The organism is Pseudomonas sp. Tun-23181 (assembly GCF_057415455.1).
The window spans coordinates 3,718,967-3,735,864 of sequence record NZ_CM171630.1; the positions used below are offsets into that span (position 1 = coordinate 3,718,967).

A 16,898-nucleotide genomic window follows, 5' to 3' on the forward strand; every position below is an offset into this window, starting at 1 on the left:
CACCCGTTGCGGACCCAGGCATGACCGACGAAGCCGAGCGCTGGAAAGAAAAATACCTCAAGAGCATCGAACAGCAGGAAAAGCTCGAACGCCGCTGGGAAGCCCGTCTCGACCTGCTGCGCCGTGGCCTGGTGCGCAGTTCCCTGGCAGCCGAGGGCAGTGACAAGGCGGTCGACCAGTGCATGAAGGAAATGCGCGAAGTCATCCGTAGTGACAACCTGGACGCCGGCCTCGCCGGCTTGATCCCACGGCTGGAAAAGGCCGTGCTGGATTCTGAGCAGCGACGCGAAACCCGCATGAACCAGGTCAGTGATGCCTTGACGGCGCTGGTTGGTCAGTTGCAAGGCCTGCCATTGCCAGGCGAGGTCGCCCGCCCTTTGAAGAAACTCTCCAAGAAGCTCGAAGGGGGCGTCAGCCAGTCCCGCGAGCTGCCGCCCTTGCTGGGCGAACTCAGCGGTTTGCAGGGCCGGGCCTTGCGTGTGTTGCAAAGGCCGGAGGAGGAGCCCCGGCCAGGGTTGCTGCAGCGCTTGTTCGGTAACCACGAGACGCAGGCGCAAACCCAGCCTGTCGCGGCCATGGCCGAGACGCTGCCCGTCGCCGGCGCCATGGCGCAGCCGGGTGCCGAGCCCGTAGCCCTTCCGGGCGACATGGATGAATTGCAGCCGCTGGCCGAGGCACCAGGTCCAGACCCGATCGAGATCGAGCTACCCTCGGCGCAGGAGACGGCCCCGACCGAGTGCCCGCTCGAGGTGGAGCCGTCGCCGGACGATGACCGCGAGCCTGGCGAGCCGCTGGCCGATGGCCCAGGCGAAGCCATCGATGAAGACGGTCCCTACGCCCTGCCCGATGCCGTCGAACCGCCCTACAGCACGGTAGCCGCACACATCGAGCAGACCCTGATCGGCCTGCTCGACGACCTGAGCCTACCGGAGCGTCACAAGGCCCAGGCCCTGGCCATGCGTGAGCGGGTGTCACGCGGGCTCAACTGGTATGAGCTGATCCCGGTACTGGATGACCTGGCGGTGCTGATGCTGGCGATCACCGACAGCGGCCAGCACGAGTTCGAGGCCTACCTGCAGCAGCTCAACGAACGCCTGGAAAGCTTCCAGGGCCACCTGCAGGAGGCCAGTGCCGGGCATGCCGACAACAGTTGCGCCGCCCGCGAACTCGACAGCCAGTTGCGCGAGCAGGTCGACGGTCTGCAGAACAGCGTGCAAGGCGCCGTTGACCTGGACAGCCTCAAGCACATCTTGGAGAACCGCCTCGAGGGCCTGCTGACGACCATGGACGAACACCAGCAGGAGCGCGACCGCCGCGAGCAGGAACTGGCCGGCCGCCTGCAGGGTTTGGCCGAACGGGTGGCGCATATGGAGCAGGAGGCCCTCGGCTATCGCGATCACCTGGAGGAGCAGCGGCAGAAAGCATTGATCGACCCACTGACCGGCCTGCCCAACCGAGCCGCCTGGACGGAGCGTGTCGAGCGCGAGGTACAAGCCTGGCAGGAGCAAGGTGGCCATCTGTCGATGGCGATTCTCGACCTCGACCACTTCAAGCGTATCAACGACAGCTATGGCCACCTGGCCGGGGACAAGGTCCTGAAGATCGTCGCCGACCAGTTGCGCAAGCGCCTGCGTGGCCAGGACTTCATCGCCCGCTTTGGCGGCGAGGAATTCGTCCTGCTGCTACCGCAGACCTCGCTGGCGGACGGGGGCGAGATGGCCGAGGCCCTACGCGCGGCAGTCGAGGCTTGCCCGTTCCACTTCAAGGGCCAGCGGGTGGTGATCACCACTTCCATAGGGCTGAGCGCGTTTCGCTCCGGCGAGCGTGGCGACCAGGTGCTCAAGCGCGCCGATGCCGCGCTGTACCGTGCCAAGGAGCTGGGGCGAAATCGGGTGGAACAAGGCTGACTGGGCGAGGCGTGCATACGTTATGCTATTGCATTACTGACCCATCACCCTGGCTGTTTCCATGAAAGCGTTGTTCACTGCCCTGCTGCTGATCGTCCTGACCGGCTGCTCCACCGGCTTGCGTATCGATCGCAGCCATACGTCGGTCAACCAGGACAACCGTATCCAGTTCGTCGTCCTGCACTACACCAACGCCTCGCTGGAGCGCTCCCTGGCGCTGCTGACCCATGGCGAGGTCAGCAGCCACTACCTGATCGGCGATGGCCCGGCGAAGGTCTACCAACTGGTGGATGAGAGCCGCCGCGCCTGGCATGCCGGCGACAGCCAGTGGCAAGGCCGTACCTGGCTCAACTCCAGTTCCATCGGCATCGAGATCGTCAATCCGGGCTATACCGACACATCCACTGGCCGTGTCTGGCACCCCTACAGCGAGGCGCAGGTCCAGGCACTGATCGCCTTGCTCAAGGACATCGTCAAGCGCAACGGCATCGCGCCCCGGAACATTATCGGCCATAGCGACATCGCGCCGCTGCGCAAGCTAGACCCCGGGCCGGTGTTCCCCTGGAAGCGCCTGGCCGATGCAGGCCTCGGCGTATGGCCGGAGGCGACGGCGGTGGCACGACAGCAGGCGTACTTCAGCGTCAATCCGCCGACGGCGGGCTGGTACCAGCAGCAACTGGCACGGTTCGGCTATGCCATCGCGCAGACCGGCGAGCTGGATGTCGCCACCCGTCATGTCATCGCCGCCTTCCAGATGCGCTTCCGCCCGCAGCGTTTCGACGGCATGCCGGACGCCCAGACTGCGGCGATGCTGCAGGTGCTCAACAGCATGCGCTGAACCTTGGGGCTGCGAAGCGGCCCAGACCTTCGCGGGTCAACATAGCGCCAGCAGCACCCTCGGCCAGCCAGGCCCATGCGCCCAACGGCGAGGCCGATTGTCCATTCCGTTGCTATACCTCTTGGTAATCAACTGGATGCCCGTGATGTCAGCCCTCTTCGCCGCGTTGCGCCAATTTTTCTACCGACCCTGGATGCTGGCCGGGATGGCAGCATTGGCCAGCGCCGTGCTGTTGCTGACGGCCAGCTTCGGCGTGGCCGTGCAACAGATGAAGCAAAGCGAAAGCGCGCAGATGAACGCCCGGGGCGAGCGCTTCCTGGAGCGTCTGGAGCAGGTGTTCGGCCAATTGCGCGAAGGTGTCGACCGTCTTCAGGCACAACCCCTGCGCGGCTGCGATGCGTCGATGCTGGAGGCCTTGCAGCAGGTTGGCCTGAGTTCGCGCTTCATCTATGAGGCGGCTTATGTCGAGGGCAACATCGCCTGCTCCAACCGGGGGGGCGAACGGCTCATCGAGCCTTTGCGGGCACCCGACATCCAGGGCCCGACCTACAGCTACTGGCTCAACACCACCACCGAACCCAACGAGAACCTGGCCGCGCTGATGCTGGGCCGGGGAAGGTTCCTGGTGTCCACCTCCCGCGGCCACCTCAGCGACGTGGTCGACCTCCCCCCCGGCGGCAGCCTGCTGGTGGTCCTCGACCACGGCACCCGGGCGATCCCGGTGCTGGGCCCCGTCCAGGTCTGGCCACCGGTCGCCAACTGGCCTCCTCCTTCGCACAAGGCCCTGCTCGAGCTGAGCGATCGCCTGGTCTACCGCATGCCGACCAAATCGCCGGACTACCAGTTGGTGCTGATTGCCCCCCGCGCCAGCCTGCCGCTGAAAATGAACGGCATGCTCTGGCTGCTGTTCCCTGGCAGCCTGCTGCTGGCCTGTTGCATCGGCTGGCTGGTGCTGCAACTGGTGCTGCAGCGACGTTCGATGAGCTCGGAGCTGCAGAATGCCCTGCGCCGGGGCGAGCTGCAGGTGCTCTATCAGCCGATCTTCGAGCTCGACAGCCGGCGTTGTGTCGGTGCCGAGGCGCTGGTGCGCTGGCGTCGCCCGGACGGTACCCTGACCAGCCCCGAGCTGTTCATCCCGCTGGCCGAGAACACCGGGCAGATCCGCCAGATCACCGACTTCGTCCTGCAACGGGTACTGGAGCAACTGGGCCAGCTGTTGCGGGCCAACCGCCACCTCTATATCTCGGTGAATCTGGCGGCCTGCGATGTCATGGTGCCACGTATCGGCCGGGTGGCGGCGCGCCTGCTGGCGCACCATCGGGTGTCCCCCAGCCAGATCGCCTTCGAGGTGACCGAGCGCGGCCTGATCGACGTGGTGGTGGCGCGTGACAACCTGCAGGCGCTGCGCGCGGTGGGGCACCAGGTGCTGATCGACGACTTCGGCACCGGCTATTGCAGCCTGGCCTACTTGCAGACCCTGCCGGTGGACTGCCTGAAGATAGACAAGTCGTTCATCGACGCGCTGGGCCATGATGCCGCCAGCAGCGGTGTGGCTCCGCACATCATTCGCATGGCCCATGACCTGCATTTGCGGGTGATAGCCGAAGGCATCGAGTGCGAGGACCAGGCGATTTTGCTCAACAATGAAGGCGTCAACTACGGCCAGGGTTGGCTGTTCGCCCACCCGCTCAATGCCCGGCAGTTCGCCGAACTGGTCACGCGGGGGCGGCGCGTGGGCAAGCCCTGACATTGCCGGTGCTTGTCATCCTGGGGCGCGAAGTGGCCCCCCAAAGTCTTGAGTGATTGCCCGCGAAACGAGTCGCCCACCTCAGACCGGCAAGGCCATGTAGAACTGGGTACCCTGCCCTGGCCGGGAAAACACCCCCATGCGCCCCCCATGCAACTGAACGATCTCCTTGCACAGCGCCAGCCCCAGGCCAGCGCCACCCTTTTTGCGCCCCACCTGCACGAAGGGCTCGAAGATGCGCCCTTGCTGGCCATAGGCGATGCCCTCGCCGTTGTCCTCGACGCTGATGATCACCCGCTCGGCATGGCGCCGTGCGTGCAGGCGGATACGTCCGCCGCTGGCGGTGTGGCGAATGGCGTTGTGCAGCAGGTTGTCCAGCACCCGCTCGAGCTGGGCGATATCGGCCTGGATACGTGGCAAGGGCAGCTCCAGTTCGGTGAGCAGCTCGATCTGCTTGTGCGTGGCTTGCTCGGCAAAGCGTGCCTGGGCGCGTTCGAGCAGCTCGTCGATGGCACAGGGCGCCAGTTCCAGTTTCTGCAGGCCGCTCTGGTAGCGGGAGAAATTGAGCAGGTCGTTGATCAGCTGAGTCAGCCGCTGCATCTCCTCGCCAATGGTGTCGAGCAGGTCGTTTTCCCGGGCTTCGGGCGGGAACTTCAAGCGTTCGCGCAGCAGGCCGAAGGCCATGTGCATGCCGGTGACCGGCGTGCGCAACTCATGGGAGGCGCGCAGGACGAACTCGCTGCGCACCCGCTCGAAGGCACGCTGCTCGGTGACATCGTGCAGCACCATCACGGCGCCCAGGATCGGCCCCTGGGGATGGCTGACCGGCGTGAGGCTATAAGCCAGCAGGCGGGTTTCCTCATCGACTTCGATGCTCAGGTCATCGGGCGGGCGGTCCAGGTTGCCGCCACGCAGGACCTGGCGCACTTGCTGCTCCAGCTCCGGGCGCTGCAGCGCCTCGGCCAGGCCCGTGCCGACACGGCTGGAGTCCCAGCCAAGCTGGCGTTGGGCCACCGGATTGAGGTGCTCGAGGCAACCCTGGCGGTCGATGATCAACAACCCGTCGTCGATGCTGTCGAGCACCGCCTGCAGCCGTTGCTGGCCGGCCAGCAGTTCGTCGACATTGGTGGCCTGGTGCTTGCGCAGGGCATCGGCCATCAGGCCGAAGCGCCGGGTCAACTGGTTCAGCTCGGTGGCCTGGGTCACGGGCAGGGTGACATCGAAGTTGCCCTGGCCAACCTGGTCGGCGGCCTTGGCCAGGGCTTCGATCGGCTGGCCGAAGCGGCGGGCGATGTTGTGCGCGGTGACGAAGCCCAGCACCAGTACCGCCAGGCCCATCAGGCCGAGCATGCCGCTGATCAGCAGTGCGCGGCCGCGGGTTTGCTCCTCGCTGCGGGTGATGTGCTCCAGCGCCTGCTTGTGCGAATCGATCAGGTCGGTACGCACCTGGTTGAACGCTGCGCCCAGTGGTTGCTCGACCCCCATGCTGCGGGCCGGCGCCGGACTTTCGCGGTACGCCTGGAGAAAGGCCTGGTAGTTGCTGTTGGCCTTGCTGAAGCCGGTGCGCTCGCCACCTTGGGCCAGGCCCTCGTCGAGCAGGGTCTTGAAGCTCTCCTGCAGGGTCACCAGGCTTTGCGGATCGGTGCTTTCGTCGAGGATCAGGTTGAGCTGCTCACCCAGGTTCTGCCGCAGCTTCAGGCCGACTTCCAGGGCATGGGTGGTGTCGCGGACCAGGCGCTGCTGCACGGTGGCCATCTGCAACACGCTGACGAGCCCCAGCAGCAGGCCGAGCAGGGCGACCGTCACCAGCGCCGAGATGCTGAGGAAAAGCCGCGTGCGCAGCTTCATCGACCATTTCATAGGTTGTACTGCTTACGCTTGCGGTACAGGGTGGAGGCGTCGATGCCCAGGGTCTTGGCGGCCTGGTCGAGGGTGTCGCTGGTGGCCAGCACCGCGCCGATGTGGGCGCGCTCCAGCTCGTCCAGGCTCAGCGCGGCGCCGACCCGCGGCGCGTTGCCCGTGGGTTGTTCGGCCATGCCCAGGTGGCTGATTTCCACACGTTCCTGCGGGCAGATGATGCTGGCCCGCTCCACCACGTTGCGCAGCTCGCGGATGTTGCCCGGCCAGCGGTAGTTGAGCAGGGCTGTGCGGGCTTCGTCGCTGAACACCCGGGCGGGGCGCGAGTATTCCTTGACGAAGCGGGCGAGGAAGCGTTCGGCGAGGGTGAGGATGTCTTCGCTGCGCTCGCGCAGGGGAGGCAGGTGCAGGGTGATGACGTTCAGGCGGTACAGCAGGTCTTCGCGAAAGCGCCCGTCGCGGACCATCTCCTCGAGGTTGAGGTTGGTCGCCGCGAGAATCCGCACGTCGGCCCGGCGGGTGATGGGGTCGCCAACCCGCTCGTATTCCTTGTCCTGGATGAAACGCAGCAGCTTAGGCTGGAGTGTCAGGGGAAAATCGCCGATTTCGTCGAGAAACAGCGTGCCGCCGTCCGCCTGGTTGACCCGCCCGAGGGTGCTTTCGCTGGCCCCTGTGAAGGCGCCACGGGTATGGCCGAACAGTTCGCTTTCCATCAGCTCGGCGTTCAGCGAGGGGCAGTTGATGGTCACGCAGGCCTTGCGTGCCCGTTTGCTCCAGCCGTGGATGGCGCGGGCCAGCTCACCCTTGCCGGTCCCCGACTCGCCGAGGATGAGGATATTGGCGTCGGTGGTCGCCACCTGCCGGGCGGTTTCCAGCACCGCCATCATGGCTGGGCTGTGTGAATCCAGGCCGTCCTTGGGTTTGCGCACCTCGCCTTCCAGCGCCTCCAGGCGCGCCGACAACTGGCGGACTTCCAGCTGCTTGGCCGTGGCCAGGCGCAATTGGTCGGGGCTGCACGGCTTGACCAGGTAATCGGCGGCGCCGGCCTGGATGGCATCGACCGCAGTGTCGATCGCCGAATGGGCGGTGACGATCACTACACGCATCCAGGGAGCCTGGATACGCATCTGGGCCAGCACATCCAGGCCATTGTCCTCGCCCAGGCGCAGGTCGAGGAAACACAGGTCGAACACCTGGCGCTGCAGCAAGGCTTCCGCCTGCGCGGCACTGCTGGCCGTGGCCACGCTGTAGCCTTCGTCTTCCAGGCAATAGCGGAAGGTTCGCAGGATCGCGGATTCATCATCCACCAGCAGAATGCGGCCTTGGTTGTCCTGGGCTGATTCCATTTTCCTACGCTCCTTCGGGATTGATCTCAATTAGTGTCGGAAAAATCGGGCAAGTTGCATGGTCCATTCTGAAGGAATCCGTTGTTTGCATGCTAGCCAATGGCCTGGTCTCGGTCTGAGTCCCCCAACAGCACGAGGTTCCACGGGCTTTTAGGAATGGCACAGCGGTTGCGACTGTCTTTTGTTATGCCAAGCAAGGAGGTGTCTCATGCGCTTTTCCCCCCGAATGACCCTGTTGGCGGCCTGCCTGCTGCCGGTGTTCACCCCGGCCTTCGCCGACCCCGTCCAGGACGCGCGCCTGCAAGGCGCCCTGCAAACCGCACTGTCGCTCAACCGTGTGCTCAACCCGTTCCGTATCACGGTCGAGGTGGACGGCGCCCAGGCCCGTCTCTCCGGCGAAGTGGAGAACGCGGTCGAGAGTCAGTTGGCCGAGCGTGTGGCCCTTGCCACCCGTGGTATCGAGCAGGTCGACAACCAGCTGCGGGTCAACCCCGAGCTGGTCGAGCGGCCCCAGGAGCTGCGGGCTTACGCCCAACGTCTGGAAGACGCCACGCTCGCGGCGATCGTGCGCGCACGCCTGCTCTGGAGCCGTATCACCGAGAAGGCGCCGATCGAGGTCGAGAGCCGTGAGGGCGTGGTGACCTTGCGGGGCAAGGTCGATAGCCCTGAGGCCAAGGAGTTGGCCGGCGTGCTGGCGCGTAGCACCGATGGCGTGCACCTGGTGAACAACCTGGTCAGCCTGGACAGCGCCGCCATGGCCAAGGCCCGGGAAAAGCCGGTGGATGCGCCCACGGGGCCGCAACCCAGTGACAGCTGGATCGTCGCCAAGATCCAGAACAGTCTACGCTTCAGCCGCAACCTCGATGGCCTGAACATCAAGGTGGCCAGCGAACAAGGGCTGGTCCGGCTGTCTGGCGAGGTGGTCAGTAGCGAACAGAAGGCCATCGCCGTGGAGGTAGCCAGGCAGATCATCGGTGTGCGAGGCGTGGACGCCGACCTGCTGAAGATCGCCACCAAAGTGGAAGGATGATCGTGCAAAACGCACGACCTTGCCGGGTCCATCGTGCAGGATACGTCCCCGGTGTTCGTGAGTTTTTTTCTATATTTTTGTTTTAAAAGGAATTTTACAGATGGCCAAGGCTGGCATGCAGGCTGCAACTTCCTGGGCAGGTTCGAATAAAAACACAGCAGGAGGAGCTGGCATGAACCGCCCATCCGTCAACCGCTCGCAGACTACCGCACTGCCCCTGCGCCAGTGCCTGTACCTCGGGCTGGCGCTGCTGCTGACCCTGGCCGCTGGCCAGTTCTACTACAGCTGGCAGACCTCCCGGCTGGCCGAGCAGGTGGCGGCGCAGACCGCGCTGCTGGCGCAGATCCAGGCGAACCGTGCCAATACCCTGGTGAGGGCGACCGAGCCGCTGCCGGCGGCAAAGGCGTCCCCTGCCACCCTGGAGCGCGTCGCACCCCAGGAGCGCTGGGTGTTCTGAGCGCCACGCCAGGCTGATTTCGAAAAGAAAGGAGAACCATCATGCTGAGTTGGGCCATCACTTTCCTGATCATCGCCATTGTCGCCGCCGTGCTGGGCTTCGGTGGTATCGCCGGCGCCGCCACTGGTATCGCGAAGATCCTCTTCATCATCTTCCTGGTCCTGTTCGTGGCTTCCTTCTTCTTCGGACGTGGCAGGGGTTGAACATGCGCAGGATGCTTTGCACAGCCCTGGCTACCGCCCTGCTAGTGGGCGGTGGCGCGGCGGCGATGGCGGCCAATGACGGCCAGGTCCGGGTCAATCAGCTGCTGGGTACGGACCCCGAGTACCGGGAAACCTGGCAGGACACCCTCGAGGGCGAAGAGCGGCTGCCCGATTGGGTGATCAACCTCACCGGCAGTTCGCAGGAGCAGATGTCGGCGGTCACCGAGGATGGCGACCGGTATCTGGTCGGGCCTTTGTGCGAATCGGAGAACAATTGCACCTACAAACGCCTGATCGTGGCGTTCAGTTGGGACAAGGACGACGCCTACGGGATGCTCGTGGAAGTCCCGGAGGGCCTGCCCTCGGACAAGTCGCCCACCCGCCATGCGCAATACCGCTGGCTGGGTGATCCGGACGACGGCATGAAGGCCATGCTGCGCGAGCAGCTCAAGCGCGACCCGAAGTGGTACTGACCGAAGCTCGCGCGTTGTAACGCTGTAGAAGCCGAACTTTTCCCGCTTTCCGGCTTCTATGATGCGCCGCCCCGAGGAGGGATGGCGCATGACCAAGGGGCCGGGCCGTTCTGGTTGTTGCAGGACCGGAGTGGCCTAGGGGTACAGGGAGTGCCTCCGCGATGGGCCGGGTCAGGTGAAGGTGACGTCGGAAGCTTCAGGCCGACCGTGTCGGATGGGCATGGGCTCGGGCCTGGCTTCCGAGGTACCTCTATATAAAGAAGGCATCCACGTTTCTCCCACCCTTTCCCTCGACAAGATCCTCTTTCGATCCGCACGCCTTCCTACGGAAAAAAGCGAAATTGCCCCGAGACACATTTTGTCTCGACCGTACATCGAAATTTTTTTCGATCCCCTACCGTCCCCGACGGGGGCGATTTTGGCCATTCGGATTGTCGAACAGGCCGTTCACACCCTCGAATGGGTGCAGCCAAATCTGCCGAAAAATGGCGCTTTGGTCTTGTTCGGAAATCCGAACGCAGAAAAGACAACCTCTTCTGATGCCCGATTTCCTCTGGAAGTATCATGCCGATTCGGCATGGGCTACTCGTTTCCGGCATTAGACTGCCCCCTTTTGCATCGCAATAGTTGCCGCCTTTTTCGCTGACCCGAGCGCCGTGTCGCTCGCTTGCGGTGTCCTTCCATGGAGCCGCCGAACGGAAGCAAAACGCTGACATATGGGCTGGAAACGGCTCTGCAACGCGCTTTTCCGGTTGGTGCCCGTGACCACTAGAACAAAGGGGAATGACATGAAGAAGGCAAAACTAAGCCTCGCCTGGCAGATCGTCATCGGTCTGGTACTCGGCGTTGCAGTCGGCGCGCTGCTTAATCATTTCAGTGCAGAAAAGGCATGGTGGATCAGCAACGTCCTCCAGCCCGCCGGCGACATCTTCATTCGCCTGATCAAGATGATCGTCGTCCCGATCGTGATTTCGTCGCTGATCGTGGGCATCGCCGGGGTAGGCGACGCGAAGAAACTGGGCAGCATCGGCCTGAAGACCATCATCTACTTCGAAGTGGTGACCACCATCGCCATCGTCGTCGGCCTGGTCCTGGCCAACCTGTTCCATCCGGGTGCCGGCATCGACATGAGCACCCTGGGCACCGTCGATATCTCCAAGTACCAGGCCACCGCGGCCGAAGTGCAGCATGAGCACGCGTTCATCGAGACCCTGCTCAACCTGATCCCGTCGAACATCTTCGCGGCGCTGATGCGTGGCGAGATGCTGCCGATCATCTTCTTCTCGGTGATGTTCGGCCTGGGCCTGTCGAGCCTGCAGGCGGAGCTGCGCGACCCGCTGGTACGTACCTTCCAGGCTGTGTCGGAGACCATGTTCAAGGTCACCCACATGATCATGAACTACGCACCGATCGGTGTGTTCGCCCTGATCGCCGCCACCGTCGCCAACTTCGGCTTCGCCTCGCTGCTGCCGCTGGCCAAGCTGGTGCTGCTGGTGTACTTCGCCATCGCCTTCTTCGCCTTCATGGTGCTGGGCTTGGTGGCGCGGATATTCGGCTTCTCGGTCATCAAGATCATGCGCATCATGAAGGACGAGTTGATCCTGGCGTACTCCACCTCCAGCTCGGAAACCGTGCTGCCGCGGGTGATCGAGAAGATGGAGAAGTACGGTGCGCCGAAGTCGATCTGCAGCTTCGTGGTACCGACTGGCTACTCCTTCAACCTCGACGGCTCGACCCTGTACCAGAGCATCGCGGCGATCTTCATCGCCCAGCTGTATGGCATCGACCTGTCCCTGGGCCAGCAATTGCTGCTGGTGCTGACCCTGATGGTCACCTCCAAGGGCATCGCCGGCGTGCCGGGCGTTTCCTTCGTGGTACTGCTGGCGACCCTGGGCAGCGTGGGCATCCCGCTGGAAGGCCTGGCCTTCATCGCCGGTGTCGACCGCATCATGGACATGGCCCGTACCGCCTTGAACGTGATCGGCAACGCCCTGGCCGCGCTGGTCATCGCGCGCTGGGAAGGCATGTACGATGCGGCCAAGGGCGAGCAGTACTACAGCTCGCTGATGCAGGCCGCGGGCAAGCGGGAAACCGTGATGGTGGGCGAGACCGCCAAGCGCTGACCCTGCTGCGTTGCACCGAAGAGCCCCGACTTGTCGGGGCTTTTTGTCGTCTGTACCGACGCATTCGCCCGGCAAGCCCGCTCAACCGACCGGCATGCGTTATCATTCGGGGCATTTTTCAGGGGGAACACACGGATGCTCAACGGCCTTTGGCTCGGCTTTTTCCTGGTGGCGGCCATTTCCGCCCTGGCCCAATGGCTGGTCGGCGGCAATGCCGGCATCTTCGCCGCGATGGTCGAGAGCATCTTCGCCATGGCCAAGCTGTCCGTGGAGGTCATGGTCCTGCTGTTCGGCACCCTCACCCTCTGGCTGGGCTTTCTCAAGATCGCCGAGCAGGCCGGAATCGTCGAATGGCTGGCCAAGGTCCTGGGCCCGCTGTTCGCCCGCTTGATGCCCGAGGTCCCGCCCGGCCATCCGGCCCTGGGCCTGATCACCATGAACTTCGCCGCCAACGGCCTGGGCCTGGACAACGCCGCCACGCCCATCGGCCTGAAGGCCATGCGCGCCCTGCAGGAGCTCAATCCGAGCAGCAGCACGGCGAGCAACGCGCAGATCCTGTTCCTGGTGCTCAACGCATCGTCGCTCACCCTGCTGCCGGTGACCATCTTCATGTACCGCGCCCAGCAGGGCGCGACCGACCCGACCTTGGTGTTCCTGCCGATCCTCCTGGCCACCAGCTGCTCGACCCTGGTCGGCCTGCTGTCGGTGGCGGTGATGCAGCGCCTGCGCCTGTGGGACCCGGTGGTACTCGCCTACCTGATCCCCGGCGCCCTGCTGCTGGGCGGCTTCATGGCTCTCCTCGGCACCCTGTCGGCGGCGGCCTTGGCCAGCCTCTCGTCGATCCTCGGCAACCTGACGCTGTTTGGCGTGATCATCCTGTTCCTGGTGATCGGTGCGCTGAAACGGGTCAAGGTCTATGAGGCCTTCATCGAAGGCGCCAAGGAAGGTTTCGACGTGGCCAAGAGCCTTTTGCCGTACCTGGTGGCCATGCTCTGCGCGGTCGGCGTGCTGCGCGCCTCCGGGGCCCTGGAGCTGGCGCTGGACGGCATCCGCCATGCGGTGGAATGGATGGGCATGGATACCCGTTTCGTCGAGGGCCTGCCGACCGCGCTGGTCAAGCCGTTCTCCGGCAGCGCGGCGCGGGCCATGCTCATCGAGACCATGCAGACCCACGGCGTCGACAGTTTCCCTGCGTTGGTGGCGGCGACCATCCAGGGTAGCACCGAAACCACCTTCTACGTGTTGGCGGTGTACTTCGGCGCGGTGGGCATCCAGCGTGTGCGCCACACCGTGGGTTGTGCCCTGCTCGCCGAGCTATCCGGGGTGATCGCGGCGATCTTCGTCTGCTACTGGTTCTTCGCCTGAGCCTGGCCGGCCTGGGCGATGGTCCAGGCCACCACTTGTCCCACCAACTGGTCGCTGGCACTGCCGAAGCCGGCGACCACCGCTGGCACCTGGCTGTCGCCCAGCGGCTGGCGCACCTCGAAGCGGCGGCTGGCCAGGATACGCTGGCTGCGGCCCTGGACCAGCCGTGCGTCATAGCGGATCAGCACCTCTACGCCCCCGGCCCGGTACTCGCTTTGGAACGCCTGCAACTCGCCGACCAGCTCGAAGTCGGCCTGCAGGTTGCTGTCGTCCGCGCTCAGGCGCTGTACCCGGCCGTCGCGCTGGAAACCGTCGAGCAGGCGGTTGCGCAGCAACAGCGGCACCGGGTCGCTCCAGCGCGCACCCTTGTAGCTGCTGATGACGTCGCCCTGGGGAATCACGGCGATGCGCGGCCCGGCCAGGGCTTCGCTGGCCAGTGGCTTGTTCAGGCGCAGCGACCAGTCCAGCGGCGCCTGGTTGCCGTTGGCCTGGCTCACCGGCAAGCGATAGATGTCCACCGGCTCGCTTTGCGGCAGGATCGAACAGGCCGTGGCCAGGCCCAGGGAGGCTGTCAGGGCGAGCAGGCGCAGCGACCGTTTCATGGCTGGAACTCCTTGTTGTTGTCGCGGCCCAGCAGGTAGCCGCCTGGGTCTGCCTCCAGGCGCCGGGAGATACCCTTCAGGGCGTTGAGGGTTTCGCGCAGCTCGCGGATCGCCGGGGCCAGCTGGTTCAGGCCCTGGGCGCCGTCGTCGAGGGCTTGGCGGTTGTCCTTGAGCAGGGCGTTGATGGTCGCGGTGCTTTCGGCCAGGGACTGCATGGCCTGCTCGGCGCTGCCGATCGCCTGCTTGCCTTCGCTGCCCAGCAAGGCGTTGGCGTCGTGCATCAGCGTTTGGGTTTCGGCCAGGGTGGCGCTGGCCTGCTTGCCGACCTCGGCCAGTTGCTCGATGGCCTGGGCGATGCCGCCCTTGTGGTTGGCGAAGGCGCTGGTGGTTTGCTCGAGGTTCGCCAGGGTGTTGCCCAGGCGGTCGATATTGGTTTCGGAGAACATCTGATTGGCGTTGTGCAGCAGCAGGTTGATGTTGGTCACCAGGTCGCTGCTGTCGTTGAGCAGCCGCGAAATGGGCGATGGCGAGGCGACGATCACCGGCAACTGGCCTCCCTTGCCCTTGAGTTCCGGGCTTTGCGGCGTGCCACCACTGAGCTGGATGAAGGCGTTGCCGGTGACGCCGGCCAGGGTCAGCTTGGCTTGGGTGTCCTGCTTGACCGGTGTATCGGCGTTCAGGCGGATGCGCGCCAGTACCCGGCGTGGGTCCTGCGGGTCGAGGCGCAAGGTGGTGACATCACCGACCTTGATGCCGTTGTACTGCACCGTGCTGCCGCGTGACAGGCCCGAGACCGCTTCGTTGAACACCACTTCGTAGTCCTTGAAGGTGTCGTCGACGCTGGACTTGGCCAGCCACAGGCCGAACAGCATGGCGCCGGCCACCACCAGGACGGTGATCAGGCCGATCAGGACGTGATGAGCTCGGGTTTCCATCTTCAGCGCTCCTGCTCCGCACGGCGGGCGGCGTCTTCGGCCGCCCGCCCGCGCGGGCCGTGAAAGTATTCGTGGATCCAGGGGTCGTCGGTCTGCTCGACCTGTGCCAGGGGGGCGGCCACCAGCACCTTTTTCTGCGACAGTACCGCGACCCGGTCGGTGATGGTGTAGAGCGTGTCCAGGTCGTGGGTGATGAGGAATACCGAAAGGCCCAGGGCGTCGCGCAGGGTCAGGATCAACTGGTCGAAGGCTGCGGCGCCGATCGGGTCGAGGCCAGCGGTGGGCTCGTCGAGGAACAGGATGTCCGGGTCCAGGGCCAGGGCCCGGGCCAGGGCGGCGCGCTTGACCATGCCGCCGGACAGCGACGATGGGTACTTGTCGGCAGCGGAAATCGGCAGGCCGGCCAGGGCCAGCTTGACCCCCGCCAGGTGTTCGGCGTCCGGGCGGGACAGCCCGGCATGCTCGATCAGTGGCAGGGCGACGTTCTCGGTCACGGTCAGCGAAGAGAACAGCGCGCCCTTCTGGAACAGCACGCCGAAGCGCCGCTCCACCCGCGAGCGCTGGGTATCGCTGGCCTGGGCCAGGTCCTGGCCGAACACCTTGACCTGCCCTTCGTTGGGCCGCCGCAGGCCGACGATGCTGCGCAGCAGCACCGACTTGCCGCTGCCCGAGCCGCCGACCACGGCGAGGATCTCACCGCGATACAGGTCCAGGTCGAGGTTTTCATGGACAACCTGGCTGCCGAAGCGGTTGCAGATGCCCCGCGCCTCGATCACTTTCTCGCGCGTGCCGTTCACCAGCCCATCTCCATGAAGAACAGCGCGGCCACCGCATCCAGCACGATGACCACGAAGATCGACTGGACCACGCTGGAGGTGGTATGCGCGCCCACCGATTCGGCGCTGCCGCTGACCTTGAAGCCTTCCAGGCAGCCGATGGCGGCGATCAGGAAGGCGAAGAACGGTGCCTTGGCCAGGCCTACCAGGAAGTGCTGCACGCCGATGTCGCTCTGCAACAGCGAGAGGAACATGGCTGGTGAGATATCCAGCGACAGGGCGCAGACCACCGCGCCGCCGATGATCCCGCAGAGCATCGCGACGAAGGTCAGCAGCGGCAGGGCGATCAGCAGGGCCAGGACCCGCGGCACCACCAGCAGCTCGATGGGGTTCAGGCCCAGGGTGCGGATGGCGTCGACCTCTTCGTTGGCCTTCATCGAGCCGATCTGCGCGGTGAAGGCGCTGGCGGTGCGGCCGGCCATGAGGATGGCGGTCAGCAGCACGCCGAATTCGCGCAGGAAGGAGAAGGCCACCAGGTCGACGGTGAAGATGCTCGCGCCGAAGTCGGCCAGTACCGTGGCGCCGAGGAAGGCCACCACCGCGCCCACCAAGAAAGTGAGCAAGGCCACGATCGGCGCGGCATCGAGGCCTGTCTGCTCGATGTGCGCAACCACCGGCGTGACCCGCCAGCGATGCGGCTGCAAGGCGCGTCGCAGCAGTGTCTCGAGGATCAGGCCGATGAAGCCGAGCAGTTGCCGGGTGTCCTGCCAGAGGGTATCGACGGCCCGGCCGATGCGCTCGAGCAGTTGCAGCAGCACTGGGCGTTCCGGCGCCTTGACCGGGATGCAGTAGTCCTGCACCGAACAGTAGACGTTCTTGAGCAGGGCGCGGCTGGCGTCGGGAAGGTCGCCGGTGCAGCGCGACAGGCGTTCGGCACCGAGCAGTTCGGCCAGCAGCGAGGCGCCGGCGGTGTCCAGGCGGCCCAGCTGGCTGAGGTCGGCGACCGTGTCGTCGCCGTATTGCGGGCGCAGGCGCTCACTCTCGCGCTTGAGGCTGGCGTAGTGGGCCAGGGTCCAGTCGCCGGCGATACGCAAGCAGGCCGGTTGGCTACTGGTGTCCAGGGTGGCGCTGGGGGTTGTCATAGGCTCCATGCATCTGACCGGGCGCGAGGCGTCGAGTCAGATCATAGCGTAATGGCGGCATTTGGGGCTGCTTCGCAGCCTATCGCCGGCAAGCCGG

Annotated in this window: 15 protein-coding genes; 9 read left to right on the forward strand and 6 right to left on the reverse strand. The window is 65.1% G+C overall.

Features of this window, described 5'->3' with window-relative positions:
• The first annotated feature begins 20 nt into the window (after positions 1-20).
• The 3 genes from ACDI39_RS17725 to ACDI39_RS17735 all read left to right on the forward strand — a co-directional run bounded on the left by ACDI39_RS17725 (position 21) and on the right by ACDI39_RS17735 (position 4,492).
• Entirely contained in the window at positions 21-1,907 is a 1,887-nt protein-coding gene (locus tag ACDI39_RS17725; RefSeq protein WP_225790000.1) for a GGDEF domain-containing protein, read from the forward strand.
• Positions 1,908-1,968: 61 nt separating this feature from the next.
• Positions 1,969-2,745, forward strand: a complete 777-nt coding sequence (locus tag ACDI39_RS17730) for an N-acetylmuramoyl-L-alanine amidase (protein ID WP_225790001.1) — start codon at positions 1,969-1,971, stop codon at positions 2,743-2,745.
• A gap of 145 nt (positions 2,746-2,890) precedes the next feature.
• Entirely contained in the window at positions 2,891-4,492 is a 1,602-nt protein-coding gene (locus tag ACDI39_RS17735) for an EAL domain-containing protein (protein ID WP_225790002.1), read from the forward strand.
• Positions 4,493-4,573: 81 nt separating this feature from the next.
• On the opposite strand, the gene ACDI39_RS17740 is transcribed toward ACDI39_RS17735, so the two are convergent.
• Together ACDI39_RS17740 and algB are read right to left on the reverse strand one after the other, a co-directional pair.
• Positions 4,574-6,352, reverse strand: coding sequence for a KinB sensor domain-containing domain (locus ACDI39_RS17740; RefSeq protein ID WP_225790003.1), 1,779 nt, complete (start codon positions 6,350-6,352; stop codon positions 4,574-4,576).
• Positions 6,349-7,695, reverse strand: a complete 1,347-nt coding sequence (gene algB / locus ACDI39_RS17745) for a sigma-54-dependent response regulator transcription factor AlgB (protein WP_225790004.1) — start codon at positions 7,693-7,695, stop codon at positions 6,349-6,351. Before algB ends, ACDI39_RS17740 begins: the two co-directional genes overlap by 4 nt.
• A gap of 208 nt (positions 7,696-7,903) precedes the next feature.
• Here algB and ACDI39_RS17750 point away from each other — a divergent pair, with 208 nt between their 5' ends.
• The 6 genes from ACDI39_RS17750 (at position 7,904) to ACDI39_RS17775 (ending at position 13,346) form a co-directional block, all read left to right on the forward strand.
• Entirely contained in the window at positions 7,904-8,725 is an 822-nt protein-coding gene (locus tag ACDI39_RS17750) for a BON domain-containing protein (RefSeq protein ID WP_486536965.1), read from the forward strand.
• 172 nt (positions 8,726-8,897) lie between these two features.
• Positions 8,898-9,182, forward strand: coding sequence for a hypothetical protein (locus tag ACDI39_RS17755; protein WP_253080764.1), 285 nt, complete (start codon positions 8,898-8,900; stop codon positions 9,180-9,182).
• 41 nt (positions 9,183-9,223) lie between these two features.
• Positions 9,224-9,385, forward strand: coding sequence for a DUF1328 domain-containing protein (locus tag ACDI39_RS17760; protein WP_011531543.1), 162 nt, complete (start codon positions 9,224-9,226; stop codon positions 9,383-9,385).
• A 2-nt stretch (positions 9,386-9,387) separates the two neighbouring features.
• Positions 9,388-9,858, forward strand: a complete 471-nt coding sequence (locus ACDI39_RS17765; protein ID WP_225790007.1) for an inhibitor of vertebrate lysozyme family protein — start codon at positions 9,388-9,390, stop codon at positions 9,856-9,858.
• A gap of 788 nt (positions 9,859-10,646) precedes the next feature.
• Positions 10,647-11,981, forward strand: a complete 1,335-nt coding sequence (gene gltP / locus ACDI39_RS17770; protein WP_225790008.1) for a glutamate/aspartate:proton symporter GltP — start codon at positions 10,647-10,649, stop codon at positions 11,979-11,981.
• Between the two features lie 135 nt (positions 11,982-12,116).
• Entirely contained in the window at positions 12,117-13,346 is a 1,230-nt protein-coding gene (locus tag ACDI39_RS17775; protein ID WP_225790009.1) for a nucleoside recognition domain-containing protein, read from the forward strand.
• Here ACDI39_RS17775 and ACDI39_RS17780 read toward each other — a convergent pair.
• From ACDI39_RS17780 to ACDI39_RS17795, 4 genes are read right to left on the reverse strand one after another with little or no spacing between them, the layout of a single operon-like run.
• Positions 13,328-13,948, reverse strand: a complete 621-nt coding sequence (locus ACDI39_RS17780; RefSeq protein WP_253080766.1) for an ABC-type transport auxiliary lipoprotein family protein — start codon at positions 13,946-13,948, stop codon at positions 13,328-13,330. The genes ACDI39_RS17775 and ACDI39_RS17780 overlap by 19 nt on opposite strands.
• Positions 13,945-14,883: an MlaD family protein gene (locus tag ACDI39_RS17785; protein WP_225790011.1), complete on the reverse strand. Its 939-nt coding sequence runs from the start codon at positions 14,881-14,883 to the stop codon at positions 13,945-13,947. The genes ACDI39_RS17780 and ACDI39_RS17785 overlap by 4 nt, the downstream gene beginning before the upstream one ends.
• A gap of 2 nt (positions 14,884-14,885) precedes the next feature.
• Positions 14,886-15,680, reverse strand: coding sequence for an ABC transporter ATP-binding protein (locus tag ACDI39_RS17790; RefSeq protein ID WP_225790012.1), 795 nt, complete (start codon positions 15,678-15,680; stop codon positions 14,886-14,888).
• Positions 15,677-16,810, reverse strand: coding sequence for an ABC transporter permease (locus tag ACDI39_RS17795; protein ID WP_225790013.1), 1,134 nt, complete (start codon positions 16,808-16,810; stop codon positions 15,677-15,679). The genes ACDI39_RS17790 and ACDI39_RS17795 overlap by 4 nt, the downstream gene beginning before the upstream one ends.
• Positions 16,811-16,898: the final 88 nt, after the last annotated feature.

Coding starts and splice junctions, on each gene's coding strand:
- algB (WP_225790004.1), bottom strand. CDS start 7,695: ATGGAATCAGCCCAGGACAACCAAGGCCGCATTCTGCTGGTGGATGAT.
- ACDI39_RS17795 (WP_225790013.1), bottom strand. CDS start 16,810: ATGGAGCCTATGACAACCCCCAGCGCCACCCTGGACACCAGTAGCCAA.
- ACDI39_RS17730 (WP_225790001.1), top strand. CDS start 1,969: ATGAAAGCGTTGTTCACTGCCCTGCTGCTGATCGTCCTGACCGGCTGC.
- ACDI39_RS17765 (WP_225790007.1), top strand. CDS start 9,388: ATGCGCAGGATGCTTTGCACAGCCCTGGCTACCGCCCTGCTAGTGGGC.
- ACDI39_RS17775 (WP_225790009.1), top strand. CDS start 12,117: ATGCTCAACGGCCTTTGGCTCGGCTTTTTCCTGGTGGCGGCCATTTCC.
- ACDI39_RS17785 (WP_225790011.1), bottom strand. CDS start 14,883: ATGGAAACCCGAGCTCATCACGTCCTGATCGGCCTGATCACCGTCCTG.
- ACDI39_RS17760 (WP_011531543.1), top strand. CDS start 9,224: ATGCTGAGTTGGGCCATCACTTTCCTGATCATCGCCATTGTCGCCGCC.
- ACDI39_RS17780 (WP_253080766.1), bottom strand. CDS start 13,948: ATGAAACGGTCGCTGCGCCTGCTCGCCCTGACAGCCTCCCTGGGCCTG.
- ACDI39_RS17740 (WP_225790003.1), bottom strand. CDS start 6,352: ATGAAATGGTCGATGAAGCTGCGCACGCGGCTTTTCCTCAGCATCTCG.
- ACDI39_RS17755 (WP_253080764.1), top strand. CDS start 8,898: ATGAACCGCCCATCCGTCAACCGCTCGCAGACTACCGCACTGCCCCTG.
- ACDI39_RS17725 (WP_225790000.1), top strand. CDS start 21: ATGACCGACGAAGCCGAGCGCTGGAAAGAAAAATACCTCAAGAGCATC.
- gltP (WP_225790008.1), top strand. CDS start 10,647: ATGAAGAAGGCAAAACTAAGCCTCGCCTGGCAGATCGTCATCGGTCTG.
- ACDI39_RS17735 (WP_225790002.1), top strand. CDS start 2,891: ATGTCAGCCCTCTTCGCCGCGTTGCGCCAATTTTTCTACCGACCCTGG.
- ACDI39_RS17750 (WP_486536965.1), top strand. CDS start 7,904: ATGCGCTTTTCCCCCCGAATGACCCTGTTGGCGGCCTGCCTGCTGCCG.